This window comes from Oceanobacillus sp. Castelsardo, assembly GCF_001659985.1.
Taxonomy (GTDB): Bacteria; Bacillota; Bacilli; order Bacillales; family Amphibacillaceae; genus Oceanobacillus.
The window spans coordinates 1-1,257 of record NZ_LYCS01000021.1 but is presented as its reverse complement, the minus strand read 5'-3'; the positions used below and the strand labels follow the sequence as shown (position 1 = coordinate 1,257).

At 49.0% G+C, this 1,257-nt stretch carries 2 tRNA genes and 2 rRNA genes; all 4 read right to left on the bottom strand.

The features are described from left to right. A 23S ribosomal RNA gene (locus A9178_RS18205) occupies positions 1-643 on the bottom strand; the annotation flags it as partial. 83 nt (positions 644-726) lie between these two features. Continuing rightward, positions 727-799 (bottom strand) — tRNA-Ala (locus tag A9178_RS18200). 14 nt (positions 800-813) lie between these two features. After that, positions 814-890, bottom strand: a tRNA-Ile gene (locus A9178_RS18195). A gap of 85 nt (positions 891-975) precedes the next feature. After that, positions 976-1,257 (bottom strand): 16S ribosomal RNA (locus A9178_RS18190); the annotation flags it as partial.

The following is a 1,257-nucleotide window of genomic DNA, read 5'->3' as shown; positions in this document are numbered from 1 at the left end:
GCATACAATCGTAACTCGCCGGTCCATTCTACAAAAGGTACGCCGTTACGCATTAACGCGCTTCGACTACTTGTAGGCACACGGTTTCAGGTACTCTTTCACTCCCCTCCCGGGGTGCTTTTCACCTTTCCCTCACGGTACTGGTTCACTATCGGTCACTAGGGAGTATTTAGCCTTGGGAGATGGTCCTCCCGGATTCCGACGGAATTCCACGTGTTCCGCCGTACTCAGGATACACTCCGGAGGAAATTCTTTTTCGATTACAGGGCTGTTACCCTCTTTGGCTAACCTTTCCAGGTTGATTCGTCTAAAGAATTTCTTTGTAACTCCAATGGAGTGTCCTACAACCCCAGAGAGCAAGCTCTCTGGTTTGGGCTGTTTCCGTTTCGCTCGCCGCTACTTGGGAAATCGCATTTGCTTTCTCTTCCTCCAGGTACTGAGATGTTTCAGTTCCCTGGGTGTGCCTCTTATACCCTATGTATTAAAGTATAAGTCCTGCTCCATTACGAACAGTGGGTTTCCCCATTCGGAAATCCCCGGATCAACGTTTACTTACAACTCCCCGAGGCATATCGGTGTTAGTCCCGTCCTTCATCGGCTCCTAGTGCCAAGGCATCCACCGTGCGCCCTTATTCACTTAACTAAGTTTACAATGAATAAGCGTTTTTTATCGCTTTAAAGTTTGATGTCTTGTTAACTCTTATTTAGTTTTCAAGGTACAAAAAGTGGAGCCTAGCGGGATCGAACCGCTGACCTCCTGCGTGCAAAGCAGGCGCTCTCCCAGCTGAGCTAAGGCCCCATGAAATTATAAGATGGTGGGCCTGAGTGGACTCGAACCACCGACCTCACGCTTATCAGGCGTGCGCTCTAACCAGCTGAGCTACAGGCCCATCTTTAATTAAAAATATAAGTATCATAAATTACTCTCTCAAAACTGAACCAAACAACACAGTATGTTTCCGTAATAATCCTTAGAAAGGAGGTGATCCAGCCGCACCTTCCGATACGGCTACCTTGTTACGACTTCACCCCAATCATTGGTCCCACCTTCGGCGGCTGGCTCCAAAAGGTTACCTCACCGACTTCGGGTGTTACCAACTCTCGTGGTGTGACGGGCGGTGTGTACAAGACCCGGGAACGTATTCACCGCGGCATGCTGATCCGCGATTACTAGCGATTCCGGCTTCATGTAGGCGAGTTGCAGCCTACAATCCGAACTGAGAATGGTTTTATGGGATTTGCTTGACCTCACGGTTT